Below are 24,071 nucleotides of genomic sequence, written 5' to 3'. Positions count from 1 at the left end.
CATGGAAGCATTCACCACGCACACCGGCCGGGCCGTCCCGCTGCGCCGCAGCAACGTCGACACCGACCAGATCATCCCCGCCCACTGGCTCAAGAAGGTCACCAGGGACGGTTTTGAGGACGGGCTCTTCGAGGCCTGGCGCAAGGACCCCGAGTTCGTGCTGAACAAGGCCGAACGCGAGGGCGCCACGGTCCTGGTGGCAGGTCCTGACTTCGGCACCGGATCCTCCCGCGAGCACGCGGTGTGGGCGCTGCAGAACTACGGCTTCAAGGCCGTCATCTCCTCGCGGTTCGCCGACATCTTCCGCGGCAACTCGCTCAAGAACGGCCTGCTCACGGTGGTGCTCGACCAGAAGGTCGTGGACGCGCTGCAGGTTCTCGTGGAGAACGACCCCCAGGCCGAGATCACGGTCGACCTGGAGGCGCGTGAAGTACGGGCCGAGGGAGTCACCGCGGCCTTCGAACTCGACGAGAACGCGCGCTGGCGGCTGCTGAACGGCCTGGACGACATCAGCATCACGCTCCAGAACGAGGGCGACATCGCGGACTACGAGTCCAAGCGTCCGTCGTTCAAGCCGCAGACCGTGCAGATCTGAACTCTGCAAGGCTGATTCCGGCCATCGCAACAAGCATCTGTACCCCCAATCGTGGACGGTTGGGGGTACAGCTGTGTCCGGCCTCCGACCGCTCGCCAAGTGCCGTTCCGGAGGTCTCAACTCCCCGTGTTTTCAAGGGTGTTCACGAGGTGCGCGCGCCTCGTGGCGCTCGTGCGCGTACGCCCCGCGAAGGGGTCCAGGAGCCCCGCCAGGGACGGCAGTTACCCCCTGCGGAGGCGACAACTCGCCCCAGATGGCACAATCTGTGCATGGAACACGACGGCCAACTCCAGCTCTATGCGGCGGTCGCGGACCAACTCAAGGAAGCGCACTCCAGGGTGCGCGCACTGCAAGTCCCGGAGGGCGTACGGATGGCGCTGACCCGGAAGCTGCTGGTCATTACGGCCGCGGCCAAGCACGATCTCGCCGATGCGGCAAGGCGACTGGACCGATTCATGGTGGACCTCGACGAGGGTCGATTCCCACAAGAGGACCACTGAAGAACTTCGAGACAGCCCGAGTTCGTTGCGGCACAAGGGTGATTAGCCCGTTTCGTGTTTGATTTGCGGTATATATCTGCCTAACGTGCGAAAAAGCCGGACCGGATACGTTCCGGCAATGTCTCCGAAGGGGAAGACGTGAACAAGGCGCAGCTCGTAGAAGCGATTGCCGACAAGGTCGGCGGCCGTCAGCAGGCCGCGGACGCCGTCGACGCGGTCCTGGACGCCATCGTCCGTGCCGTCGTCAGCGGGGACCGGGTCTCGGTCACCGGCTTCGGCTCGTTCGAGAAGGTCGACCGCCCGGCCCGCTACGCCCGTAACCCGCAGACGGGTGAGCGCGTACGGGTCAAGAAGACCTCCGTTCCGCGTTTCCGTGCCGGTCAGGGCTTCAAGGACCTCGTCGCGGGCTCGAAGAAGCTCCCGAAGAACGACGTGGCCGTGAAGAAGGCGCCCAAGGGCAGCCTGACCGGCGGTGCTTCGGCGACGGTCAAGAAGGCCGCGGCCAAGAAGGCCACGACCGCCAAGAAGGCGGCGGCGAAGAAGGTCACCGCCAAGAAGGTCACCGCCAAGAAGGCGACGGCGAAGAAGACCACGGCGACGGCGAAGAAGACCACCGCCAAGAAGGCCACCGCCACGGCGAAGAAGGCCACCGCCAAGAAGGCCGCTCCGGCGAAGACCGCTGCGAAGAAGGCCATCGCGAAGAAGACGGCGCCTGCCAAGAAGGCCACGGCCAAGAAGGCGCCCGCCAAGAAGTCCACTGCGCGCAAGACGACTGCCAAGAAGACCACCGCCCGCAAGAAGTAAGGGCGACGGCCTCAAGGGCCCCTCACGCGCCGGGCCGGGCTCCCCTCGGGGAGCCCGGCCCGCGGTGTTTCGCGAAAGCCCGGTTCATGCGGAAGCCCAGCTCACCAGGGGCTCAGAGCGTCTGCAGCGTCACCAGAGTGATGCGCCGCGCCTCTCCCTCACCCTCGACCTCGATACGGACCCGCTGCCCGGGGCGCAGCAGTCGGAGACCGCCCGCGTCGAACGCCGGGGCGTCGAAGGGCACGGGGGTGCCGTCGTCGAGCAGCACGCTGCCGCAGCGGGAGTCGGAGTCGTATGTGTACGCGGTGGCCTGCATGCAGGCAGCGTACTCAGTCCGGGATCAGCAGCCCGGCGGCCGCCCCCGCCGTGCGCGGGCCGACGCCGAGCGACAGCGCCGCCCGCAGGTCCTCGCCGGTGTCCACGTCCTGGCGAACGGAGTCGACGCCCGTCAGCGGGAGTTCCATTGCACCCGACGCGGCATGGCGGGCTCGGGACGCGGTGCCGAATGCCGGGCGCAATTCATTGCCGGGACCCGCACTGAGAAGAGTCGTCCCGATTCCCGCCGTATCGGGGAGAAATGCGCGGGGAAATAGCGCGGCCTCTGCAAGAACCCGGGACAATTCCGCCGACCGCAGAGCCGGCAGATCGGCGTTGAGCGCCGCGACGGCCGCATCCGGGCGCCGGGCCCGCGCCGCAGCCGCACCGTGTGCCAGGGCGGCGTTCAGGCCCGCTCCAGGGGTATCGGGGACGATCAGGGCGCCCAGGGCGGCCAGCTCCCTCCCGGCGAGCTCGTCGTCCGTGACTACCACCACATCCCGCACCCCGGCCGAGGCGGTCGCGGCGGCCACGGTGTCCTGCGCGAACGCCAGCGCGAGTCCGGGACGCACCCCGTCCCCCGCCGCGGGCGCCAGCCTGCTCTTGGCCCGCACCAGGGGTTTCAGCGGGATCACCAGGGTCCACTGCACGTGAGGTCCGTCCCTTCGGGTCGCGCTCATTGTGGCCCGGCGCGTGAGGTGGGCATAAACGCGCGGGCGTACGGTGTTCTCGACAGACCGGCGGCCTGGGGCGACACTTGTGCGGCCGACCAGGTCCGAGAGGGCCTTCAAGGGTCCATAGAGGAAGGTGTCCGAGTGTCCCGCCGCAGAATCGGCTTCTGGTACCGCCTGGCGGCGGTCATCGCTAAACCGCCGCTCGTGGTTCTGATCAAGCGGGACTGGCGCGGAATGGAGAACATTCCGGCCGACGGCGGCTTTATCACCGCGGTGAACCACAATTCGCATCTGGACCCGTTCGCGTACGCGCACTTCCAGTACAACACCGGACGCGTTCCGCGATTCCTCGCCAAGCACGGCCTCTTCAAGAAGGGGTTCATCGGCGCCATCATGCGCGGCACCGGACAGATCCCCGTATACCGCGAGACCACGAATGCGCTCAGCGCGTTCCGTGCCGCCATCGACGCCGTCGAGCGCGGGGAGTGCGTCGCCTTCTACCCCGAGGGCACCCTCACCCGCGACCCGGACCTGTGGCCCATGACCGCGAAGACGGGCGTCGCGCGCGTGGCACTGCAGACCAAGTGCCCCGTGATTCCCGTCGCCCAGTGGGGCGCCAACCTCGTGCTCGCGCCGTACGCGAAGAAGCCCGACCTGCTGCCGCGCAAGACGCACCACGTCCTCGCCGGACCGCCCGTCGACCTGGAGCGGTTCTACGACAGGGAGATGACCCCGGAACTCCTCAAGGAGGCCACCGAGGTCATCATGACGGCGGTCACCGGACTGCTCGGTGAACTGCGCGGCGAGCAGCCCCCGCAGCGGCGTTACGACCCCCGTGAGGCGCGCATCGCGCAGCGCCGCAAGGCCGCCGGGGCCAACACCCTTACGGAACAGGCCGGTTCGCCCGCCATCGAGCACGGAAGTCCTGAGGAGAGCAAGTGACCCCACCCGTCAAGGCGGCCGTCTTCGGAACCGGCTCCTGGGGTACGGCCTTCGCCATGGTGCTCGCCGACGCGGGGTGCGACGTCACCCTGTGGGCGCGCAGGCCCGAACTGGCCGAAGCGGTCAACTCCACGCGTACGAACCCCGATTACCTCCCCGGCATCGAACTCCCCGGCAACATCAGGGCGACCACCGACGCCGCCGAGGCCGCGGCCGGCGCCGAGTTCACGGTGCTCGCCGTGCCCTCACAGACGCTGCGCGCCAACCTCGCCGAGTGGACACCGCTGCTCGCGCCCGGCACGGTCCTCGTCTCCCTCATGAAGGGCGTCGAACTCGGCTCCGCCATGCGGATGAGTGAGGTCATCGAGGACGTCACCAAGGTCGGCGAGGACCGCATCGCCATCGTCACCGGCCCCAACCTCGCCCGCGAGATCGCCGCCCGGATGCCCGCCGCCGCCGTCGTCGCCTGCAGCGACGAATCGGTTGCGCAGCGCCTCCAGACCGCCTGCCACACGCCGTACTTCCGGCCGTACACGAACACCGACGTGATCGGCTGCGAGCTCGGCGGAGCAGTGAAGAACGTCATCGGGCTCGCGGTCGGCATCGCCGACGGCATGGGCCTCGGCGACAACGCGAAGGGCTCCCTCATCACGCGCGGCCTCGCCGAGACCACCCGGCTCGGCCTCGCCATGGGCGCCGACCCGCTCACCTTCTCCGGGCTCGCGGGCCTCGGCGACCTCGTCGCCACCTGCTCGTCGCCCCTGTCGCGCAACCACACCTTCGGCACCAACCTGGGCAGGGGAATGACCCTCCAGGAGACCATCGCGGTCACCAAGCAGACCGCCGAGGGCGTCAAGTCCTGCGAGTCGGTGCTCGACCTGGCGCGCCGGCACGGCGTCGACATGCCGATCACCGAGACCGTCGTCGGCATCGTGCACGAGGGGAAGTCCCCGGTCGTCGCCCTGAAGGAGATGATGTCGCGCAGCGCCAAGCCCGAACGGCGCTGACGCGGGTCTCGCCGGACGCTGACTCCGCTGCTACCAGCAGGTACGCTCAACGCGATATGAGCAGCGAGAACCTTCCCCAGAGCAGCCGCCCGTCGGGCCAGAAGCCCCGTGTGGCCGTCGTCTTCGGCGGTCGCAGCTCCGAGCACGGCGTTTCCGTCGTCACCGCAGGCGCCGTACTGCGGGCCATCGACCGCACCAAGTACGACGTGCTGCCGATCGGCATCACGCGGGAGGGGCGTTGGGCGCTGACCGCCGACGATCCCGAGCGGATGGCCATCGCCGACCGCAAGGTGCCGGACGTCGCCGAGCTCGCCGAGTCCGCCGAGGGCGGGGTCGTGCTGCCCGTCGACCCGTCGAGCCGCGAGGTCGTCTACACGGAGCCCGGCTCCGTGCCCAAGGCCCTCGGCGACGTCGACGTCGTGTTCCCCGTCCTGCACGGCCCGTACGGCGAGGACGGCACCATCCAGGGCCTGCTCGACCTGTCCGGGACGCCGTACGTCGGCTGTGGCGTCCTGTCCTCGGCCGTCGGCCAGGACAAGGACTACATGAAGCGCGTGTTCACCTCGTTCGGGCTGAAGGTCGGCCCCTACCTGGTGATCCGGCCGCGCGAGTGGGAGCAGGACCGCGAAGGCGCGCGGCGCCGCGTCGCCGACTTCGTCGGCGAGCAGGGCTGGCCCCTGTTCATCAAGCCCGCGCGCGCCGGTTCGTCGATCGGCATCACCAAGGTCGACTCCTTCGAGGGCCTCGACGAGGCGATCGAGGAGGCCCGCAGCCACGACCCGAAGATCATCGTGGAGGCGGCGCTCGTCGGCCGCGAGATCGAGTGCGGAGTCCTGGAGTTCGAGGACGGGCCGCGCGCGAGCGTGCCGGCCGAGATCCCGCCGGTCCAGGCCCACGACTTCTACGACTTCGAGGCCAAGTACATCGACTCGGCGTCCGGCATCGTGCCCGCGCCGCTCACCGACGAGCAGACGGCCGAGGTGCAGCGGCTCGCGGTCGAGGCGTTCGACGCGGCGTCCTGCGAAGGCCTCGTGCGCGCCGACTTCTTCCTCACCGAGGACGGCGAGTTCGTGATCAACGAGATCAACACGCTGCCCGGCTTCACCCCGATCTCCATGTACCCGCGCATGTGGCAGGAGAGCGGCGTGAGCTACCCGGAGCTGGTGGACCGCCTCATCCAGGCGGCGCTGAACCGCTCCACGGGACTGCGCTAGCCCCGTAGCGGAGCACGCACGTCAGTCGGCGATCCCTTCGGGGATCGCCTTCTTGACGGGATCGGCGAAGTCGACCAGGGGCGAGGCCCCCTCGGCGGCCAGCTCCTTGGGCAGGGTGACCTCCACGTAGGCGACCCGCAGAGTCGTCGTGAGCACCTGCGTGCCGTCGTCGCGCTTCTCGTACGCCCAGCCCACGCCGTTCACCTTCACCGGCAGGGCCTGGGGGTCGTCCATCAGCGCGGGCCGTTCGACACCGCAGCGCAGTATGATCGCCGGATCTCCCCACCCCGCGGTCAGCTCGGACCGCGGAGAGGGGTCGTTCCTTCCGTGCCCGTCCACCGTGTCCGGAAGCCTTTTGTGCAGGTTGCGGCACAGGTCGGTGACCTTGGCGTCAGGGGTGGGAACCGCTGCGTGCGCCGTGTCGTCTGCTGAGGAGCAGCCCGAGACGGCGAGCAGCAGGGCCAGGGCGGGGAGCCCGGTGGCAAGACGGGGCCGGTGACGGAAGAAGTTCACCGGCCAAGGTTAGACGGGGGCTACAAGTGCACGACCGGGCAGGTCAGGGTGCGGGTGATGCCGTCCACTTGCTGGACCTTGGCGACCACCATGCGGCCCAGCTCATCGACTGTGTCGGCCTGCGCGCGCACGATGACGTCGTAGGGACCTGTCACGTCCTCGGCCTGGATCACCCCCGGGATCTTGCCGATCAGCTCGGCTACGGTCGACGCCTTGCCGACTTCGGTCTGAATCAGGATGTACGCCTGTACCACGGAACCTCCAGGGCGGCCACGAGGATCATGTGGGGAGAAGAGACGCCACGGTATCGCGTCGCCGCTCGCCGCGGGGAGACCCGCGGTGGCTGTGGCGTACACACTGCGACTTACGGACGGCGGGCACCGGTCAACGGGACGGTCCCGCCCACGACAATGACCGTACCGATGACAGAGACGGCTCGCGACCGCAAGCGGACCGGGGCAGAAGGGGCAGTACGCGCATGAAGGGCACCGTCGGCGAGCTGGGCGAGTTCGGGCTCATCCGAGAGCTCACCTCCCGGCTCACCACCACCCCGGCCGTACGACTCGGCCCGGGCGACGACGCGGCCGTGGTGGCCGCGCCGGACCGCAGGGTCGTCGTGAGCACGGACATCCTCCTCGAAGGGCGGCACTTCCGCCGCGACTGGTCCACGGCCTACGACGTCGGACGCAAGGCGGCCGCGCAGAACCTCGCGGACATCGCCGCCATGGGCGCCGTCCCGACCGCGCTCCTGCTGGGCCTCGTGGTCCCCGCCGAACTCCCCGCCAGCTGGCCGAACGAGCTGATGGACGGCCTGCGCGACGAGTGCCAGGTCGCGGGGGCCGCCGTCGTCGGAGGCGATGTCGTTCGTGGTGACACCATCACCGTCGCGATCACCGCGCTCGGCGACATGCGCAACCACGAGCCGGTCACGCGCGCCGGCGCACAGCCCGGCGACGTCGTCGCGGTGACCGGCTGGCTCGGCTGGTCCGCGGCCGGGCACGCGGTCCTCTCACGCGGCTTCCGCTCGCCCCGGGCCTTCGTCGAGGCCCACCGCAGGCCCGAACCGCCGTACCACGCGGGCCCCGCGGCCGCCGGGCTCGGCGCCACCGCCATGTGCGACGTCAGCGACGGCCTCATCGCCGACCTGGGGCACATCGCGGAGGCCAGCAAGGTCCGTATCGACATCAAGTCCGGCAAGGTCGACGTGCCTTCGCAGATGAACGACATCGGGCAGGCCGTCGGTGTCGACCCCATCCAGTGGGTGCTCACCGGGGGAGAGGACCACGCGATCGTGGCCACCTTCCCGCCGGACGTGAAGCTGCCGGCCCGCTGGAAGGTGATCGGCGAGGTCCTCAACCCGTCGGCGCTGCCCCAGGTGACGGTCGACGGCGCGCCCTGGACGAACAAGGGCGGCTGGGACCACTTCGGGGACATCGAGGCCTGACGGGCTCACCGGCCGCGCACGACGGCGGCCGGTGCGTTCAGCAGGGCCGGGTAGTCCTTCAGGTCGAGCGCGGTCGCGGCCTTCTCCGTCAGGCGCTTGAAGAACCCGGCCATCAGGCGGGAGCTGAGCAGCCGGTACATCCGGTCGCGGCTGCGGATCTTCCGCTCGGTGGGCGGGGCGAAGAAGGGGCCCGCGTTGCCCGAGATCTTCTGGCAGCCCTTCGCGAAGTCCCCGATCTGCGCCTCGTAGGCGGCGAACGCGGTGCGGTGATCGCCGCCGGCCAGGGCCAGTTCACCGGCCAGGACGTACGCGCCGACGATCGCGACGCCGGTGCCCATGCCGCCCATCGTGGCGCCGTACCCGGCGTCGCCGAGCAGGACCACGCGGCCCTTGGTGAGCCGGTCGACGTGGATCTGCGCGATGGCGTCGAAGTACAGGTCGTCCGCGTCCTCCAGCGCCTCGAGGACCCGCGGTGCCTCCCAGCCCATCCCGGCGAACCGCTCCGCGAGGATCCGCTTCTGCTGGTCCAGGTCCCTGCGGTCGTGGTCGAGGGGCTCGGAGCGGAACACCAGGAGCGCGCCCGCGCGGTCCGGGTCACCGTCGTAGTTGCTGACGGAGACCGCCCGGCCCGGGTCGCTGTACAACCGGCCGGTGCGGTCGAGGCCCAGGTGGTTGGGGATGCCGAAGCCGGCCACGTAGTGGTCGAGGAAGCGCAGGTACCGCGACTCGTCGCCGAACACGAGGCGGCGGGTGGGGGAGTGCAGTCCGTCGGCCGCCACGACGAGGTCGAAGCGGCGGGGCGCCGCGCGCTCGAAGGTGACGTCGACCCCGTTGTCGTCCTGGGTCAGGGTGGCGATCGAGTCACCGAAGACGTACTCCACAGAGTCCTTGCCGTGCTCGTGCAAGATGTGGGAGAGGTCGCCGCGGAAGATCTCCACGTCGCCGCTCATCAGTTCTGCCGGCAGATCGAGGCGCGGGGTGCCGTCGGCGTCGACGACCGTCTGGCGGCCCATGTGGGTCTGGCGCGCGTGGATGTCGTCGTGAATGCCGAGCGCGGTCAGGACCGTGCGGTGCACCCAGCCACGGAAGTCGACGGCGAATCCGCCCTCGCGCAGGGCGGGGGCCTTCTCGACGACGGTGACGCGGGCTCCGTGCAGGGACAGGGCGAGGGCGACGGCGGGACCGGCGACGCTGGCGCCGGAGACCAGGACGTCGAGGTGGGACAGTCGGGTCGATGCGTACGCGGTGTCTGTGGTCTTCATGTCCCCGAGCGTCGCGGGCGCCCCTGACAGCCCGCTTACCGTCGGCTGACCGCCGCTGACCGCATCGCCCGGCCCTCTTCGAACGCCTTCTCGTACGTCTCCGTAGTGAGCGCCGCACGGACCCGCGCCTCTACGGGGGCGACGTCCGGGTCCCCGGCGAGCGCGCGGCCGCGCAGGCCCGCACCGGCCCCGAGCAGCACCGCGGCCTCGCGCGGATCCTGCGCCACGGAGGCCAACGCCTCGGCCGCATCGGCGAGTTCGAGTGCACGCGTGGGGCCGTCGCAGAGCGCGAGGCCCTGCTCGAACCAGTCGCGGGCCTCGTCGGGCCGGGACGCGGCGAGGGCGGCGCGGCCCAGACCGATGAGGGTCCGCACGGTCTCGCCGACGCTGAACCAGTTCGCGGCGCACAGTTCGAGAGCCGCCTCGTAGTGCACGCGCGCGTGCTCCGTGTCTCCGCCGATCCGCGCCACGTCGCCGAGCCCGCGCCGCGCGCTAGCCACCTTGTCGGGGACGGCCGCCGTACGCGCCATCGCGGCGGAGCGCGTGAAGTGGTCGGCGGCGTCGATGAGTTGGCCCTGATGGAGCAGGACGTACGCGCGCCGGTGGAGCAGATCGGCGGTCTCCTCAGGGGCTTCGAGCGCGGCCACGTGCGCGAGACCCTCGTCAAGGAGAGCCAGGGCCCGCTCCCGGTCGCCGCGCCAGTCCGCGAACATGCCCAGCGGATCAAGGCAGTTGGCCATGCCCCACCGGTCCCCGGTCGCCCGGAAGCCGTCGAGCGCCCGCTCGAAATGCTCCTCCGACGTGACGGGGCGCCCCGCGAACCACTCCTGGAAGCCCAGGCCGACATCGAGCAGCGCGAGCCCCCAGGGCGCCTCGCCGACCTGTCGGCGCACCCGCTCCTGCACGGCGTGCTGCGGCCCGTACGCCACCGACCACAGGACCACCACGAACGGCCGCCGCAACGCGTGGTCCCGGGATGCGAGCACGGCCTCCGCGCGCGCCAGGCGCTCCGGTTCACGCGGGTCGTTGCCCTCGCCCGTGACTGTGTTGATCACGCACAGGACGTACTCCTCGGCAAGGTCCTCCGGCGGCTCGTCCCCGAGCGCCGCGAGCAGCTCGCGCGCCAGCGGGACATGCGCGCCGTGCAGCCCGCGCAGCCGCCAGAACCAGGACAGGTCCGCCATCAGCCGCAGCGCCGCACGCGGGTCCGCGCGCACGAGATGGCGCAGGGCCGCCGACAGGTTGTCCTGCTCGGCCCCGAGCGCGGCCAGCCGCGGCAGCTGCCCGCCGCCGCGCAGATACGGCTCCGCCTGCGCCGCCAGTCCCTGGAAGTACGCGGCGTGCGCGTCCCGCAGCCGCGACGACTCCCCCTCGTCGGCCAGGTGCTCCGCGCAGAACGCCCGGATGGTCTGCAGCATCCGGTAGCGCCCGCCGGCCGCCTCCAGGAAGGACTTCTCCGCGAGCGAGGCCAGCAGGTCCTCCGGGTAGGGCACCCCGCACACGGCCTCGACCGCGGCGAGCGTCGCGCCCCCGGACGACCCTCCGGCGAACACGGCCATCCGCCGCGCGAGATCCCGCTCCTCCTCGTCGAGCAGCTCCCAGCTCCACTCGACGACCGCGCGCAGCGTGCGATGCCGGGGCGCCTTGGTCCGGTCGCCGCGGGACAGCAGCCGGAAGCGGTCACCGAGGCGGGCCGCGAGTTCGTCGACGGTGAGCGTCCGCAGCCTGGCCGCGGCGAGTTCGATCGCCAGCGGCAGCCCGTCGAGGGCCTCGCAGATCCCGTGAACGGCCTCCACGCGCGCGTGCAGATCGGCATCGGGCCGTACGGCGGCCGCCCGGTCCATGAAAAGGCGCGCGGCGGGACCGGCCGCGAGCGGCGGCACCGGGCACAGTGCCTCACCGGTGATGCCGAGCGCCTCCCGGCTCGTGGCGAGGATCCGCAGCCCGGGGCACGCGCCGAGCAGCACGACCGCGGTGCGGGCCGCGTCGTCGACGAGATGCTCGCAGTTGTCGAGCACGAGCAGCACGTCGCGCCCCTCCAGCGCGTCGATCAGCCGCGCGACCGGATCCCCCTGAGGCCCCCGGAACCCCTCACGCACCCCAAGCGCCGCGAGCAGCGCGTACGGCATCTGCTCCCCGTCGGCGAGGGGTGCCAGCTCGGCCCAGCACACGTCGGCTCTGTCCCGCGCGGCCTCGGCCGCGAGCCGGGTCTTGCCCGCCCCGCCCGGACCCGTCAGCGTCACGAGCCGGGACCCCGCGAGCAGCGCGTCGATCCGGGAGAGTTCGTCCGTCCGCCCGACGAATCGGGTCAGCTGCGCGGGAACGCCCCGCCCGCGCGCGGGTTCGCGCACCCGAAGGAGTTCCAGATGCAGCGCCGAGAGCTCCGCCGACGGATCGGCGCCCAGCTCGTCGGCGAGGACGCGGCGCACCTCCTCGTACACGGCGAGCGCCTCGGCCGGCCGCCCGTCCGCGTGGAGGGCGCGCATCAACTGACCGTAGAGGCGCTCGCCGAGGGGGTGTGCGGCGATCAGTTCCCGCAGCTCAGGGACGAGACCGCCACCCGAGCCGAGTGCGAGTTCCGCCTCGATACGGGTCTGGGCGGCGGTGAGCCTGACCTCGTCGAGACGGCTGCCGAAGGCGGCGGGGAGATCGGCGAGCGCGGGTCCGCGCCAGAGCCCGAGCGCCTCCCCGAGGAGCGCGGACGCCAGGGAAGGGTCCCCGGACGAGAGCGACCGCTCGCCCTCGGCGGCCAGCCGCTCGAAGCGGTGCACGTCCACGTCGTCCGGACCGACGGCCAGCCGGTAGCCCGCCGGGGTCGCCTCGATATCGAGGGAGAGCCGCTTGCGCAGCCGTGAGACCTGGGACTGGAGCGCGTTCGCGGCGCCGGCCGGAGGCTCGTCCCCGTACAGGCCGTCGATCAGGCGCGCGGCGGAAACGGTCCGGCCCGCCTCCAGGAGCAGCAGCGTCAGCAGCGCGCGCGGACGCGGACCGCCCGGGTCCAGCGGGGTGCCGTCGGGGGCGCGTACGTCGAGGGGGCCGAGGATGCCGAAGCGCATTGGGCAGATTGTGGCAGCCGGGACTCTTCCCGACATGAAGAGCCGGGACTCTTCATGGCATAAAAAAGGACCGGTCCCCGAGGGGACCGGTCCTTCAAGCAACCAGCTAGGTGGCCGCGCTACGCGTTACGTCAGCGCGAGACCTTGCCGGCCTTGATGCACGAGGTGCAGACGTTGAGCCGCTTCGGCGTCCGCCCGACCACTGCACGCACACGCTGGATGTTCGGGTTCCAGCGACGGGACGTACGGCGGTGCGAGTGCGAAATGTTGTTGCCGAAGCTCGGCCCCTTGCCGCAGACGTCGCAGTTGGCAGCCACGGGTCACTCCAAGACTTCAGATGCACTTACGGTTGATCCCGGCATGCCGGGATCGGATCGGAGGATCTGAGTGGCGGTGCCAGGGGAAGGCCCGATGGATATCGGGCAACCGGAGCAGCATACAACGGCTGCTTCGGTAGAACGAAACTACCATGGTTGACCCGGTTGCCGTCCCGGGCCCTCTTCCGGAGGAACCCCCTCCGGGGTCTACGCTGCGATGCCAGTTCGGCTGCTCTAGGAGGCGCAGGTGCCGCAGGTGCTCGACGTCCACGCGGTGCGCGCCTGGTGCGCACTGGCCCTGGAGGCGCTCGGGCGGGACCGCGAGGAGATCGACGCGATCAATGTCTATCCCGTCGCGGACGGGGACACAGGCACCAATCTCTACCTGACCGTCGAGTCCGCCGTACAGGCCGTGGAAGCCGTCTTCACGGGTCTAGAACCCGCACCGCCCACGCTGCCCGACGTCGTCCACGCGATGGCCCACGGAGCCCTGATCGGGGCCCGCGGAAACTCCGGAACGATCCTCGCTCAGCTCCTCCGCGGCATGGCCCAGGTGCTCGCGGGCGACGCCGGCGGTGAGGCGGATCACAGCGAAAGGGCCGACGGGCACGGCCTGCGCCGCGCACTGCGCCGGGCCGCCGAGTCCGCCCGGGAGGCGGTCGCGCACCCGGTGGAGGGCACGGTCCTGACGGTGGCCGCCGCCGCTGCGGATGCCGCGGACATCTCCGGCGGGCCGGGCGGCGACTGCCGTGACGTGGCCCGTGCCGCGTACGACGGTGCCTGCGCGGCGCTCGACGCGACGCCAGGGCAACTGGCGGTCCTGGGGCGCGCAGGTGTCGTGGACGCGGGCGGGCGCGGGCTCGTGGCCGTGCTCGGTGCGCTGACCGAGGCGCTGTCGGGCGATCCGGTGGCACGTCCGGGTGTCCGGGGCGTGCACCACGCGCGCGTGGCCGCCGACCAGCCCCGGGAGTGCGTGGACGGCGAAGGGCCCGCCTTCGAGGTCATCTACCTCCTGGAGGCCGACGACCAGGCCGTCGCGCGGCTGCGGACCCGGCTCGACGGCCTCGGCGACTCCCTCGTCGTCGTCGGCGGCGACGGACTGTGGAACGTCCATGTGCACGTCGACGACGCGGGCGCCGCCGTCGAGGCGGGCGTCGAGGCCGGCCGCCCGTACCGCATCCGCATCACGCACTTCGCCGTCGGCGACGCCCATATGACGCACCCCACCACCGGCTCCGCGCCCACCGGGGAACCCGCCCAGCGCGCGATCGTCGCCGTGGTCCCGGGAGAGGGGCTCGCCGGCCTGTACAGCGAGGCGGGCGCCACCGTCGTACCCGAGCGGCCCGGCGAGGCGCCCGGCAGCGGGGAACTGGTCGAGGCGATCCGGCGGGCGCACGCGCGCGAGGTGGTGCTCCTGCCGAACGACGCCGAGCTGCGCCACACCGCCGCCGCCGCGGCCGAGCAGGCCCGCACCGAAGGCGTACGGGTCGCCCTGATCCCCACCCGGTCCGCGATCCAGGGCATCGCCGCGCTCGCCGTCCACGAGAAGGAGCGGCGCTTCGACGAGGACGTCGTCGCGATGACGTCGGCGGCCGGCGCGACCCGCTACGCCGAACTGGCCGTCGCCGAGCGGCAGTCGTGGACGATGGCCGGCATCTGCCAGGCCGGGGACTTCCTCGGCCTCATCGACGGGGACGTCGCCGTGATCGGCGAAGACGTCACGCGGACGGCCCGTACGACCCTCGACCGGATGCTGGCCGCGGGCGGCGAGATGGTCACCCTCGTCCTCGGCGACGACGTGCCCGACGAGGTCGCAGAACAGCTCGAACGGCACGTACGCGAGACGTACCTGGCCGTCGACACCGTGGTCTACCGGGGTGGGCGGAACTCGGCGCTCATGCTCATCGGTGTCGAGTGAGAGCGTCCGGGAATGGGAGCCCGCGAAGCCGCGAGCCCCAATTCCCTGACGCTTTGAGCACACTTGTCGACGAGCCTGAGAAGCAGTGGCGTGGTGTGCAGTGGCTCCGCCGGCGTGGACGCGATGGCTTCTCGCCCGTCCGCTGATGCGGACGCATGACGGACAAGCCCTGCCCGGTGCCTGAAAGGCACGCCGCGGCTCCAGTGCTCTGCCGACGCTCGGAGTCGCGGATCACGGGATCGCGAGCCGCCGATGTCAGAGCCATGGTGTGAAATGAATTCCGTGCCCGCGCTCGAAGAACCGCTGAAGAAAGCGCTCGGTCCCGCCACCGCGAAGGTGATGGCCGAGCACCTAGGCCTGCACACGGTCGGTGACCTGCTCCACCACTATCCGCGCAGATACGCGGAGCGCGGCGAGCTCACCCGCCTCGCCGACCTGCCCCTCGACGAGCACGTCACCGTGGTCGCCCAGGTGGCGAGCGCCCGCATCCTGAAGTTCAACGGCGGCGCGGGCCAGCGCCTCGAAGTGACCATCACGGACGGCAGCGGCCAGCTCCAGCTGGTCTTCTTCGGCCGCGGCATCCACAAGCCGCACAAGGACCTCCTGCCCGGCACGCGCGCGATGTTCGCGGGCAAGGCCTCCGTCTTCAACCGCAAGATGCAGCTCGCGCACCCGGCGTACGAGCTGCTGCGGGCCGACGCCCTGGACGCCGGCGAGGCCGACGAGGCGATCGGCTCCTGGGCCGGCGCCCTCCTCCCGATCTACCCGGCCACCGCCAAGCTGGAGTCCTGGAAGATCGCCAAGGCCGTCGACATGGTGCTGCCCAGCGCCCAGGAGGCCCTCGACCCCCTGCCGGACTCCCTGCGCGAGGGCCGCGGTCTCGTCCCGCTGCCCGAGGCCCTCCTGAAGGTCCACCGGCCCCACACGAAGGCGGACATCGCCGACGCCCGCGCCCGCCTCAAGTGGGACGAGGCGTTCGTCCTCCAAGTCGCCCTCGCCAGGCGGCGGTTCGCCGACGCGCAGCTGCCCGCCGTGGCCCGCGTCCCCCGCCCGGACGGCCTGCTCACGGCGTTCGACGCGAAGCTCCCCTTCACCCTCACCGACGGCCAACAGAAGGTCTCCAAGGAAATCTTCGACGGCCTCGCCACCGAACACCCGATGCACCGCCTGCTCCAGGGAGAGGTCGGTTCGGGGAAGACCATGGTCGCCCTGCGCGCCATGCTCGCCGTCGTCGACGCGGGCGGGCAGGCCGCGATGCTCGCGCCGACCGAGGTCCTCGCCCAGCAGCACCACCGCTCCATCACCGAGATGATGGGCGAGCTCGCCGAGGGCGGGATGCTCGGGGGCGCCGAGCACTCCACCAAGGTGGTCCTGCTCACCGGTTCCATGGGCGTCGCGGCCCGCCGCCAGGCCCTTCTCGACCTCGTCACGGGCGACGCGGGCATCGTCATCGGGACGCACGCCCTGATCGAGGACAAGGTCCAGTTCCACGACCTGGGCCTGGTCGTCGTCGACGAGCAGCACCGCTTCGGCGTCGAGCAGCGCGACGCCCTGCGCGGCAAGGGCAAGCAGCCCCCGCACCTGCTGGTCATGACGGCCACCCCCATTCCCCGTACGGTCGCGATGACGGTCTTCGGCGACCTGGAGACGTCCGTCCTCGACCAGCTGCCCGCGGGGCGCTCGCCGATCGCCACCCATGTCGTGCCCGCCGCCGACAAGCCGCACTTCCTCGCGCGCGCCTGGGAGCGCGTACGCGAGGAAGTGGAGAACGGGCATCAGGCGTACGTCGTCTGCCCCCGCATCGGCGACGAGGAGGAGCAGGGCGGGAAGAAGGGCAAGGGGGCCAAGAAGGAGTCCGCCGAGGACGCGGCCGAGAAGCGGCCTCCGCTCGCCGTCCTGGACGTGGCCGAGGAGCTGGCCCACGGCGCCCTGCGCGGGCTGAAGGTGGAGGTTCTGCACGGCAGGATGCAGCCCGACGACAAGGACGCAGTGATGCGCCGCTTCGCCGCGGGCGAGACGGATGTCCTGGTCGCGACCACGGTCATCGAGGTCGGGGTGAACGTGCCGAACGCCACAGCCATGGTGATCATGGACGCCGACCGCTTCGGCGTCTCCCAGCTCCATCAGCTGCGCGGCCGCGTCGGCCGTGGCTCGGCGGCGGGCCTGTGCCTCCTCGTCAGCGAGATGCCGGAGGCCAGCCCGGCCCGCGCCCGCCTCGGCGCCGTAGCCGCCACGCTCGACGGGTTCGAGCTCTCCCGTATCGACCTGGAGCAGCGCCGCGAGGGCGACGTCCTCGGCCAGGCCCAGTCCGGGGTGCGCTCGTCCCTGCGCATGCTCGCCGTCATCGAGGACGAGGAGATCATCGCCGAGGCCCGCCAGGAGGCCACGGCCGTCGTCGCCGCCGACCCGGATCTGGAGCACCTGCCGGGCCTGCGCACGGCCCTGGACGCGCTCCTGGACGAGGAGCGCGAGCAGTACCTCGACAAGGGCTGACAAACTGGAGGTCCCCGCACGTCCCCTCAACCCCTTCTCCACTAGGACTCAGATGACCCGCGTGATCGCCGGCCGGGCCGGCGGACGTCGCCTGTCCGTCCCGCCGGGCAACGGCACCCGCCCCACGTCCGACCGGGCGCGCGAAGCCCTCTTCTCCACCTGGCAGTCGCTGCTCGGCGGCGACCCCCTGGACGGCGAGCGCGTGCTCGACCTGTACGGCGGCTCGGGCGCCGTGGGCCTGGAGGCGCTGTCGCGCGGCGCGGGACACGCGCTCCTGGTGGAGGCCGACGCCCGCGCGGTCCGCACGATCCGCGAGAACGTGAAGTCCCTCGGTCTCCCCGGCGCCGAGGTCAGAGCGGGCAAAGCGGAACAGATCGTTCACGGTCCGGCCCCCGCCACCCCGTACGACCTGGTCTTTCTCGACCCTCCCTATGTCGTCCCGGATGACGATCTTCGGGAGATTCTGCTCACACTCGCCTCGGGGGGCTGGCTCGCGGACGAAGCGCTCGTCACCGTGGAGCGAAGCACCAGGGGCGGTGTTTTCCCATGGCCGGACGGATTTGAGGCACTGAGGTCCCGTCGCTACGGCGAGGGAACGTTTTGGTACGGTCGCGCCGCCCTGAAGAGCACCGTCACGTGCGAGGACGCACCGTGACCGGACCGGAGAGCGAGGGACTCACGTTGCGCCGCGCCGTCTGTCCGGGGTCGTTCGACCCCATCACCAATGGCCACCTCGACATCATCGGCCGAGCTTCCAAGCTGTACGACGTCGTGCACGTCGCGGTGATGATCAATCAGTCGAAGAAGGGCCTCTTCGAGATCGAGGAGCGGATCGAGCTGATCCGCGAGGTCACTGCCGAGTTCGGCAACGTCGAGGTCGAGTCCTTCCACGGACTGCTCGTCGACTTCTGCAAGCAGCGCGACATCCCGGCCATCGTGAAGGGCCTGCGCGCCGTCAGCGACTTCGACTACGAGCTGCAGATGGCCCAGATGAACAACGGCCTCACGGGCGTGGAGACCCTCTTCGTCCCCACCAACCCGACGTACAGCTTCCTGTCCTCGTCCCTGGTCAAGGAGGTCGCGGCCTGGGGCGGCGACGTCTCCCACCTGGTGCCGCCGGTGGTCTTCGAGGCGCTCACCCAGCGCCTCCCCAAGAAGTGACATCCAGGCGCCAGTTGGCCGTACAGTCGCCTTGTCCGTCTCCAACACCCCTGTAGAGAGTGGCGAGCACACGGTGGACGTGCAGAAGAAGCTCGACGAGATCGTCGCCGCGGTCGGCAATGCCCGGTCCATGCCCATGTCGGCCTCGTGCGTGGTCAACCGCGCCGACCTGCTCGCGATGCTCGAAGAGGTGCGCCAGGCACTGCCCGGCTCCCTCGCGCAGGCCGAGGAGCTGATCGGCGGGCGCGAGCAGATGGTCGAGCAGGCCCGTCAGGAGGCTGACCGGATCATCGAGACGGCGCACGCCGAGCGCGGTTCGCTGATCTCCGACACCGAGGTCGCCCGCCGCTCCCAGGACGAAGGGGAGCGGATCCTCGCCGAGGCCCGCAAAGAGGCCGAGGAGATCCGCGCGGAGGCCGACGACTACGTCGACTCCAAGCTCGCCAACTTCGAGGTCGTCCTCACCAAGACCCTCGGCTCCGTGGGCCGCGGCCGCGAGAAGCTCCTCGGCACCGGCCCCGGCGTCGACGCCCAGGGCTACGAGGACGAGGACGCCCCCGAGCGCAGCCACGACCCCGAGACCCTGCGCCGCGACGCCGACTCGTACGTGGACGTGAAGCTCGGCGCCTTCGAGGCGGTCCTAGCCAAGACCCTCGAGGCGGTCGGCCGTGGCCGGCACACGCTCCAGGGCCGGGTCGCCAGCGACGAGCTGGGCACCCTCGGCGCGGACGACACGGGCGGCCGGCACACGAGCGACGCCGACTACCTAGCCGGACTCGCGGAGATCGGCAACGCCCCCGCGGAGCCGGACCGGGAGATCCCCCAGGCCCCGCAGATCCAGACCCCGCAGATCCCGGCCCAGCAGCCGGTGTACGCAACGCAGCAGCAGGACCCGCAGCAGGACCTGTACGGGTACCAGCAGCACCAGCAGCAGCCCTACGGCCAGCAGGATCCGTACGCGGTGTACCAGCAGGACCCGTACGCGTACCAGCAGCAGGACCCGTACGCCTATCAGCAGCACCAGCAGCAGGGCTACGACCAGGGTCAGGCCGGCTACGCGCAGCCGCAGGTGGCGCACGAGCCGGCGGCGCTGGACGAGACCAGCCTCTTCGACACGAGCATGATCAGCACGGAGCAGCTGAGGCAGTACGAACAGGGGCGCTGACTGACGGATTGGGCCGTGAGCGAAAGGTCCAGTATCCTGGTTCTTCGGTCGCGCGTACGTCCGCGATCACAGCTGCCCGGGTTCATTCGGGGCAGCGATCCCCTTGAGCAGCTTGAACAACTTGAGCATCGAAGACCGAAGGCAGGACCAGCCCTGAGTACGCACCTCGACCACCGCAACCCTCTCGTGTTCGATACGCACGAGCTGGGACGGCGTCCTGGTGCGCAGCAGCGGTTGACCCGCACGGTCAACGCCCCCAAGGACTTCGGTATCGAAGGGGTCGTCGGAGTGCCGGAAGGCGCGCCGATGGAGCTCGAGGTGCGTCTCGAGTCGGTCATGGAAGGGGTGCTTGTCACAGGCACCGCCCGTGCATCGGCTCAGGGGGAGTGCGTAAGGTGTCTGGAGCCGCTCGGCCTCGAGGTCGACGCGGATTTCCAGGAGATGTTCTCGTACCCTGACGCCGACGACCGGGGCCGCACCGCGGAACCGGCCGACGACGCCGAGGAAGACGAGGACAGGCTCTTTCTCGAGGACGGCATGTTCGACCTCGAGCCTGTGCTGCGTGATGCGGTGGTGCTCGCACTGCCGATGCAGCCGGTGTGCCAGGACGACTGCCCGGGTCTGTGCTCCCAGTGTGGAGCTCGGCTCGCGGACGATCCGGACCACCACCACGACGCCGTCGACATCCGTTGGGCGGCACTGCAGGGACTCGCCGGGACCATCCAGGACGGCGAGAAGGACGAGATGAGCGGCGCCGAACCTGGCGTCGACGAGAAGCAGGAGAAGTAGCCGTGGCTGTTCCGAAGCGGAAGATGTCGCGCAGCAACACGCGCCACCGCCGGTCGCAGTGGAAGGCTGCGGTCCCCACTCTGGTTTCGTGTGAGCGTTGCCAGGAGCCCAAGCTGCAGCACATCGCGTGCCCCGCTTGCGGCACTTACAACAAGCGCCAGGTCCTCGAGGTCTGAGCGGCTGGTGAGAGGCGCAATGTCTGAGTCGAACAAGACGGACAATGCCTCGTCCCACACGCTTCTGGAAGGGCGGCTCGGGTACAAGCTCGAGTCCGCCCTTCTGGTGCGTGCACTGACCCACCGCTCGTACGCGTACGAGAACGGCGGTCTGCCGACGAACGAGCGGCTCGAGTTCCTCGGGGACTCCGTGCTCGGCCTCGTCGTCACGGACACGCTGTACACCACCCACCCCGACCTGCCCGAAGGCCAGCTGGCCAAGTTGCGGGCCGCGGTGGTCAATTCGCGTGCACTTGCGGAGGTCAGCCGTGGGCTCGACCTGGGTTCCTTCATCCGGCTCGGCCGGGGTGAAGAGGGCACGGGCGGCCGGGACAAGGCGTCCATCCTCGCCGACACGCTCGAAGCGGTGATCGGCGCCGTCTATCTCGACCAGGGGCTGGACGCGGCGGGCGAACTCGTCCACCGTCTCTTCGACCCCCTGATCGAGAAGTCCTCGAATCTGGGTGCGGGCCTGGACTGGAAGACCAGTCTCCAGGAGCTCACCGCGACCGAGGGGCTCGGCGTTCCCGAGTACCTGGTCTCGGAGACCGGCCCCGACCACGAGAAGACCTTTACTGCTGCCGCCCGCGTCGGAGGCGTCTCGTACGGCACCGGCACCGGCCGCAGCAAGAAGGAAGCGGAGCAGCAGGCCGCTGAATCGGCATGGCGCGCGATCCGCGCGGCTGCCGACGAGCGCGCCGAGGCGGCGAAGACGGCTGACGCCGTCGAGGCCACCGTGGCAGCCGAGGGGAACGCCGACTCCTCCTCGGCGTCGGCCTGACGCCCGCATCCGAACTGTCCGGTGCCGACCGTCCTGAGGGGCGGTCGGCACCGTTCGTTTCGCATCTGAGCCCTCACAAGGAGACACCGTGCCCGAGCTGCCCGAGGTCGAGGTCGTACGGCGCGGACTCGAGCGCTGGGTCGCCCACCGCACCGTCGCCGACGTGGAGGTCCTGCACCCGCGCGCCGTGCGTCGGCACATCGGGGGCGGCGAGGACTTCGCGAACCGGATGAAGGACCAGCGCATCGGCGTACCCGAGCGGCGCGGGAAGTATCTGTGGCTGCCGCTGGAGCCGACGGGCGGCGCAGTCCTCGCGCACCTCGGGATGAGCGGACAGCTCCTGGTGCAGCCGGCCGAGGCGCCGGACGAGAAGCATCTACGCATCCGCGTCCGCTTCGCCGACGAACTGGGTACGGAGCTGCGCTTCATCGACCAGCGCACCTTCGGCGGCCTCTCGCTGCACGAGACCGGCCCCGACGGGCTGCCGGACGTCATCGCGCACATCGCGCGCGACCCACTGGACCCGAAGTTCGACGACGCCGCGTTCCACGAGGCGCTGCGCAGGCGCCGTACGACCATCAAGCGGGCCCTGCTCGACCAGTCGCTGATCAGCGGCGTCGGCAACATCTACGCGGACGAGGCGCTGTGGCGCTCAAAGCTCCACTACGAGCGGCCGACCACCGGATTCACGCGCCCGCGCACCGCCGAACTCCTCGGCCACGTACGGGACGTGATGAACGCGGCCCTCGCCGTCGGCGGCACCAGCTTCGACAGCCTCTACGTGAATGTGAACGGCGAGTCCGGCTACTTCGACCGCTCGCTCGACGCCTACGGGCGCGAGGGTGAGCCGTGCCGGCGCTGCGGCACGATCATTCGCAGGCGCCCCTGGATGAACCGCTCCAGCTACTTCTGCCCGCGCTGTCAGCGGCCGCCGCGCGCCCCGTCCGCGTCGTAACGGGCGCGCGACGCGAGCACGTCGTCCATCCGGCCCTCGACGAACTGGATGAGGGCCAGGAGCCGTTCGGAGACCTCGCGCCCGAGCGGTGTCAGCTCATAGTCCACGCGCGGCGGGTTGGTCGGCTGCGCCTCGCGGTGCACCAGGCCGTCGCGCTCCAGCGCGTGCAGGGTCTGCGACAGCATCTTCTCGCTCACGCCGTCCACGCGGCGCCGCAGCTCGTTGAAGCGGAAGCTGCCCTCGTGCAGCGCCCCGAGCGTGAGCGCTCCCCAGCGGCCCGTCACGTGCTCGAGGGTGCCGCGGGACGGGCACTGCCGGGAGAACACGTCGTACGCGAGGTCGCTGCCGCTCGATTCCATGCGGAAAGCGTACTCCGGCGCAGCGCGAACCTCTGGGGTGCGCTAACCATTGGTTAGTGCGGGGAGCCGGTGCCGGCCGGTGCGGTCAGAAGCCGAAGTCCTGCGTCCACCACGGGCCGCCCGCCCCGAAGTGCACGCCGACACCCAGCGTCTTGTAGTCGCAGTTGAGGATGTTCGCGCGGTGGCCGGGGCTGTTCATCCAGGAGTCCATGACGGACTGGGCGTTGGCCTGGCCCCGGGCTATGTTCTCGCCGCCGAGGTCCGTTATGCCGGCCTTCTTCGCGCGGTCCCAGGGTGTCGCGCCATCCGGATCCGTGTGGTCGAAGAAGCCCCGCGCCGCCATGTCCTCGCTGAAGTTCCCGGCTAGGGCGGCGAGGCCGCCGTCCGCGGTCACCGGCCTGCAGCCGACCTTGGCCCGCTCCGTGTTGACCAGCGCGAGCACCTGGGCCTCGGCCGACGCCTCGCCGGACGGGGCCTTCAGGCTCGGCGCCGCAGCCGGGGGCTTCGGCTTCGTGGTGGCGGTCTTGGACGGGGTCGCGGTCTTGGGCGAGGTCGCCGTACCGCCGGAACCGGAACTGGAGGACTTGCTCGGCGAAGCCGTCTTCGACGGGGTCGAAGACGGCTTCGAGGAAGACTGCGAAGGCGAAGCGGAAGGAGAGTCCGAGCGCTCGGCGCTGCGGCTCGCGGAGGACGGGGCGCGGTCGGCGCTGCCGTCCGTTCCGCCCTGGGTCTCGAGCCCCGAAGGGGAGTCGGCGGCGCGCACCTTGTCGGCGCCGTTGCCGCCGCCCAGCGAGTAGTCGTCCATGCCGGGGACCACGCCGGAGGCCACCGCGACGGCGCCCATCGCCACGGCGGCGGAGACTCCGAGGAGCCCCGTCCGCACCGGCCTGGCGACGCGCTTTTTGTGGCGGTGCGAGCCGCCCGGGCTCCCGGAGGGCGTGTACGCGACTTCGGGCTCGCCCGAGTAGGCGTCGTCGAACGCCCGGCCCAGGCCGCCGTTCGACGTGGCGTGCGGGCCCGTGTTGTACGGGGAGGTGAATCCGTCGTGTGTGTACGTCTCCGCGTACGCGCCGTCGTACGCGCCGTCGTGCCCGGCATACGAACCGGCCGTGCTGTCCGTGGCGCGACCCGTGGCGGCGCGGCCGGCGTCGGCGCGTCGGTGGCGTCCCATCTTGTGGCCTTCCTCGTCCTCGCTGTGGGTAATGCGACTCACCCGTTCGAGTGAGTCGCATTGGTCCGGGACGGTACCGCAAGGCGGAAGGGGGCGAAGTGCTCCGAGTGCAATTGGCCGGTTAGCGTGCCCCTTATGAACGAAGACGTACGCATCACCGCCTGGGTGCGCGGACGCGTCCAGCGTGTGGGTTTTCGCTGGTTCACGCGGGCGAAGGCTCTTGAGATCGGCGGCCTGAGTGGCTTTGCTCTCAATTTGGACGACGGCCGGGTCCAGGTCGTCGCGGAGGGCTCACGCGCGAGCTGTCAGGGCCTTCTCGACTGGCTCCGCGACGGCGACACACCCGGGAGGGTCGACGGAGTCACCGAGATCTGGGACGCCCCGCGCGGCGGATACGCCGACTTCGCCATTCGCTGAGAAG

At 70.7% G+C, this 24,071-nt stretch carries 26 protein-coding genes; 17 read left to right on the top strand and 9 right to left on the bottom strand.

Annotated features, from left to right (window positions below; genetic code table 11):
- Position 1 precedes the first annotated feature (1 nt).
- From leuD to OG698_RS16545, 3 genes are all read left to right on the top strand, one after another.
- Positions 2-595, top strand: coding sequence for a 3-isopropylmalate dehydratase small subunit (leuD, locus tag OG698_RS16555; protein ID WP_100595028.1), 594 nt, complete (start codon positions 2-4; stop codon positions 593-595).
- A gap of 269 nt (positions 596-864) precedes the next feature.
- On the top strand, positions 865-1,095 hold the full coding sequence (locus OG698_RS16550; RefSeq protein WP_406103732.1) for a hypothetical protein: 231 nt from the start codon (positions 865-867) through the stop codon (positions 1,093-1,095).
- Between the two features lie 138 nt (positions 1,096-1,233).
- Positions 1,234-1,899: an HU family DNA-binding protein gene (locus OG698_RS16545; protein ID WP_406103730.1), complete on the top strand. Its 666-nt coding sequence runs from the start codon at positions 1,234-1,236 to the stop codon at positions 1,897-1,899.
- A gap of 112 nt (positions 1,900-2,011) precedes the next feature.
- Here the strand turns inward: OG698_RS16545 and OG698_RS16540 are convergent, their stop codons facing one another.
- Both OG698_RS16540 and cofC read right to left on the bottom strand, forming a co-directional pair.
- Positions 2,012-2,215, bottom strand: a complete 204-nt coding sequence (locus OG698_RS16540) for a hypothetical protein (RefSeq protein ID WP_399972010.1) — start codon at positions 2,213-2,215, stop codon at positions 2,012-2,014.
- Between the two features lie 13 nt (positions 2,216-2,228).
- Positions 2,229-2,864 (bottom strand): 2-phospho-L-lactate guanylyltransferase, encoded by a 636-nt coding sequence (gene cofC, locus OG698_RS16535; protein ID WP_406103728.1) that lies wholly within the window; start codon positions 2,862-2,864, stop codon positions 2,229-2,231.
- A gap of 165 nt (positions 2,865-3,029) precedes the next feature.
- On the opposite strand from cofC, the gene OG698_RS16530 reads away from it, so the two are divergent.
- From OG698_RS16530 to OG698_RS16520, 3 genes are read left to right on the top strand one after another with little or no spacing between them, the layout of a single operon-like run.
- Positions 3,030-3,830 (top strand): lysophospholipid acyltransferase family protein, encoded by an 801-nt coding sequence (locus OG698_RS16530; RefSeq protein WP_399972015.1) that lies wholly within the window; start codon positions 3,030-3,032, stop codon positions 3,828-3,830.
- Positions 3,827-4,837, top strand: a complete 1,011-nt coding sequence (locus OG698_RS16525) for an NAD(P)H-dependent glycerol-3-phosphate dehydrogenase (RefSeq protein ID WP_406103726.1) — start codon at positions 3,827-3,829, stop codon at positions 4,835-4,837. Before OG698_RS16530 ends, OG698_RS16525 begins: the two co-directional genes overlap by 4 nt.
- A gap of 56 nt (positions 4,838-4,893) precedes the next feature.
- Positions 4,894-6,051 carry a D-alanine--D-alanine ligase family protein gene (locus OG698_RS16520; protein WP_326773938.1) on the top strand — a complete coding sequence of 386 codons (1,158 nt, stop codon included), beginning with the start codon at positions 4,894-4,896 and terminating at the stop codon, positions 6,049-6,051.
- Between the two features lie 21 nt (positions 6,052-6,072).
- On the opposite strand, the gene OG698_RS16515 is transcribed toward OG698_RS16520, so the two are convergent.
- Positions 6,073-6,564 (bottom strand): DUF3515 domain-containing protein, encoded by a 492-nt coding sequence (locus OG698_RS16515; protein WP_399972021.1) that lies wholly within the window; start codon positions 6,562-6,564, stop codon positions 6,073-6,075.
- 20 nt (positions 6,565-6,584) lie between these two features.
- Complete coding sequence (locus OG698_RS16510) at positions 6,585-6,818, bottom strand: Lrp/AsnC family transcriptional regulator (RefSeq protein ID WP_016642988.1); 234 nt, start codon at positions 6,816-6,818, stop codon at positions 6,585-6,587.
- 224 nt (positions 6,819-7,042) lie between these two features.
- Between OG698_RS16510 and OG698_RS16505 the strand changes: the two genes are divergently transcribed.
- Positions 7,043-8,008, top strand: a complete 966-nt coding sequence (locus OG698_RS16505; protein ID WP_100595034.1) for a thiamine-phosphate kinase — start codon at positions 7,043-7,045, stop codon at positions 8,006-8,008.
- 5 nt (positions 8,009-8,013) lie between these two features.
- On the opposite strand, the gene OG698_RS16500 is transcribed toward OG698_RS16505, so the two are convergent.
- The 3 genes from OG698_RS16500 to rpmB all read right to left on the bottom strand — a co-directional run bounded on the left by OG698_RS16500 (position 8,014) and on the right by rpmB (position 12,643).
- Positions 8,014-9,270, bottom strand: a complete 1,257-nt coding sequence (locus tag OG698_RS16500) for an FAD-dependent monooxygenase (protein WP_406103723.1) — start codon at positions 9,268-9,270, stop codon at positions 8,014-8,016.
- Between the two features lie 35 nt (positions 9,271-9,305).
- Positions 9,306-12,326, bottom strand: coding sequence for a BTAD domain-containing putative transcriptional regulator (locus tag OG698_RS16495; protein ID WP_406103721.1), 3,021 nt, complete (start codon positions 12,324-12,326; stop codon positions 9,306-9,308).
- A 131-nt stretch (positions 12,327-12,457) separates the two neighbouring features.
- Positions 12,458-12,643, bottom strand: coding sequence for a 50S ribosomal protein L28 (gene rpmB, locus OG698_RS16490; protein ID WP_003951095.1), 186 nt, complete (start codon positions 12,641-12,643; stop codon positions 12,458-12,460).
- A 247-nt stretch (positions 12,644-12,890) separates the two neighbouring features.
- On the opposite strand from rpmB, the gene OG698_RS16485 reads away from it, so the two are divergent.
- From OG698_RS16485 to mutM, 9 genes are all read left to right on the top strand, one after another.
- Entirely contained in the window at positions 12,891-14,561 is a 1,671-nt protein-coding gene (locus OG698_RS16485) for a DAK2 domain-containing protein (protein WP_406103720.1), read from the top strand.
- Positions 14,562-14,834: 273 nt separating this feature from the next.
- A complete protein-coding gene (gene recG / locus OG698_RS16480) occupies positions 14,835-17,054 on the top strand; it encodes an ATP-dependent DNA helicase RecG (RefSeq protein ID WP_399972033.1) in 2,220 nt (739 codons plus the stop codon).
- A 52-nt stretch (positions 17,055-17,106) separates the two neighbouring features.
- Positions 17,107-17,709 carry a 16S rRNA (guanine(966)-N(2))-methyltransferase RsmD gene (gene rsmD / locus OG698_RS16475; protein ID WP_326773931.1) on the top strand — a complete coding sequence of 201 codons (603 nt, stop codon included), beginning with the start codon at positions 17,107-17,109 and terminating at the stop codon, positions 17,707-17,709.
- A 26-nt stretch (positions 17,710-17,735) separates the two neighbouring features.
- Complete coding sequence (gene coaD / locus OG698_RS16470) at positions 17,736-18,215, top strand: pantetheine-phosphate adenylyltransferase (protein WP_199841845.1); 480 nt, start codon at positions 17,736-17,738, stop codon at positions 18,213-18,215.
- Between the two features lie 73 nt (positions 18,216-18,288).
- Positions 18,289-19,380 carry an ATP synthase F0 subunit B gene (locus OG698_RS16465; RefSeq protein WP_406111098.1) on the top strand — a complete coding sequence of 364 codons (1,092 nt, stop codon included), beginning with the start codon at positions 18,289-18,291 and terminating at the stop codon, positions 19,378-19,380.
- A 153-nt stretch (positions 19,381-19,533) separates the two neighbouring features.
- A complete protein-coding gene (locus OG698_RS16460; RefSeq protein ID WP_329581545.1) occupies positions 19,534-20,169 on the top strand; it encodes a DUF177 domain-containing protein in 636 nt (211 codons plus the stop codon).
- A gap of 2 nt (positions 20,170-20,171) precedes the next feature.
- Positions 20,172-20,345, top strand: a complete 174-nt coding sequence (gene rpmF, locus OG698_RS16455) for a 50S ribosomal protein L32 (protein WP_030361955.1) — start codon at positions 20,172-20,174, stop codon at positions 20,343-20,345.
- Between the two features lie 19 nt (positions 20,346-20,364).
- A complete protein-coding gene (gene rnc / locus OG698_RS16450) occupies positions 20,365-21,165 on the top strand; it encodes a ribonuclease III (protein WP_100595043.1) in 801 nt (266 codons plus the stop codon).
- Between the two features lie 88 nt (positions 21,166-21,253).
- Positions 21,254-22,120 carry a bifunctional DNA-formamidopyrimidine glycosylase/DNA-(apurinic or apyrimidinic site) lyase gene (gene mutM, locus OG698_RS16445; RefSeq protein ID WP_406103717.1) on the top strand — a complete coding sequence of 289 codons (867 nt, stop codon included), beginning with the start codon at positions 21,254-21,256 and terminating at the stop codon, positions 22,118-22,120.
- Here mutM and OG698_RS16440 read toward each other — a convergent pair.
- Both OG698_RS16440 and OG698_RS16435 read right to left on the bottom strand, forming a co-directional pair.
- On the bottom strand, positions 22,087-22,479 hold the full coding sequence (locus OG698_RS16440; RefSeq protein WP_326773929.1) for a helix-turn-helix domain-containing protein: 393 nt from the start codon (positions 22,477-22,479) through the stop codon (positions 22,087-22,089). The two genes, mutM and OG698_RS16440, sit on opposite strands and share 34 nt — an antisense overlap.
- A gap of 85 nt (positions 22,480-22,564) precedes the next feature.
- Positions 22,565-23,650 (bottom strand): CAP domain-containing protein, encoded by a 1,086-nt coding sequence (locus OG698_RS16435; RefSeq protein ID WP_406111096.1) that lies wholly within the window; start codon positions 23,648-23,650, stop codon positions 22,565-22,567.
- A gap of 135 nt (positions 23,651-23,785) precedes the next feature.
- On the opposite strand from OG698_RS16435, the gene OG698_RS16430 reads away from it, so the two are divergent.
- Complete coding sequence (locus OG698_RS16430; RefSeq protein WP_100595047.1) at positions 23,786-24,067, top strand: acylphosphatase; 282 nt, start codon at positions 23,786-23,788, stop codon at positions 24,065-24,067.
- Positions 24,068-24,071 lie beyond the last annotated feature (4 nt).

Source organism: Streptomyces sp. NBC_01003 (assembly GCF_045162695.1).
Lineage (GTDB): Bacteria > Actinomycetota > Actinomycetes > Streptomycetales > Streptomycetaceae > Streptomyces.
The sequence above is the reverse complement of the archived record's forward strand: the minus strand, read 5'-3'. Positions and strand labels throughout refer to the sequence as shown.

What these genes read in the sequence shown, in the direction of transcription:
- leuD (WP_100595028.1), top strand. Translation starts at nt 2, where the DNA reads ATGGAAGCATTCACCACGCACACCGGCCGGGCCGTCCCGCTGCGCCGC.
- OG698_RS16550 (WP_406103732.1), top strand. Translation starts at nt 865, where the DNA reads ATGGAACACGACGGCCAACTCCAGCTCTATGCGGCGGTCGCGGACCAA.
- OG698_RS16540 (WP_399972010.1), bottom strand. Translation starts at nt 2,215, where the DNA reads ATGCAGGCCACCGCGTACACATACGACTCCGACTCCCGCTGCGGCAGC.
- OG698_RS16520 (WP_326773938.1), top strand. Translation starts at nt 4,894, where the DNA reads ATGAGCAGCGAGAACCTTCCCCAGAGCAGCCGCCCGTCGGGCCAGAAG.
- OG698_RS16505 (WP_100595034.1), top strand. Translation starts at nt 7,043, where the DNA reads ATGAAGGGCACCGTCGGCGAGCTGGGCGAGTTCGGGCTCATCCGAGAG.
- OG698_RS16500 (WP_406103723.1), bottom strand. Translation starts at nt 9,270, where the DNA reads ATGAAGACCACAGACACCGCGTACGCATCGACCCGACTGTCCCACCTC.
- OG698_RS16495 (WP_406103721.1), bottom strand. Translation starts at nt 12,326, where the DNA reads ATGCGCTTCGGCATCCTCGGCCCCCTCGACGTACGCGCCCCCGACGGC.
- recG (WP_399972033.1), top strand. Translation starts at nt 14,835, where the DNA reads ATGAATTCCGTGCCCGCGCTCGAAGAACCGCTGAAGAAAGCGCTCGGT.
- rsmD (WP_326773931.1), top strand. Translation starts at nt 17,107, where the DNA reads ATGACCCGCGTGATCGCCGGCCGGGCCGGCGGACGTCGCCTGTCCGTC.
- rnc (WP_100595043.1), top strand. Translation starts at nt 20,365, where the DNA reads ATGTCTGAGTCGAACAAGACGGACAATGCCTCGTCCCACACGCTTCTG.
- OG698_RS16440 (WP_326773929.1), bottom strand. Translation starts at nt 22,479, where the DNA reads ATGGAATCGAGCGGCAGCGACCTCGCGTACGACGTGTTCTCCCGGCAG.
- OG698_RS16435 (WP_406111096.1), bottom strand. Translation starts at nt 23,650, where the DNA reads ATGGGACGCCACCGACGCGCCGACGCCGGCCGCGCCGCCACGGGTCGC.
- OG698_RS16430 (WP_100595047.1), top strand. Translation starts at nt 23,786, where the DNA reads ATGAACGAAGACGTACGCATCACCGCCTGGGTGCGCGGACGCGTCCAG.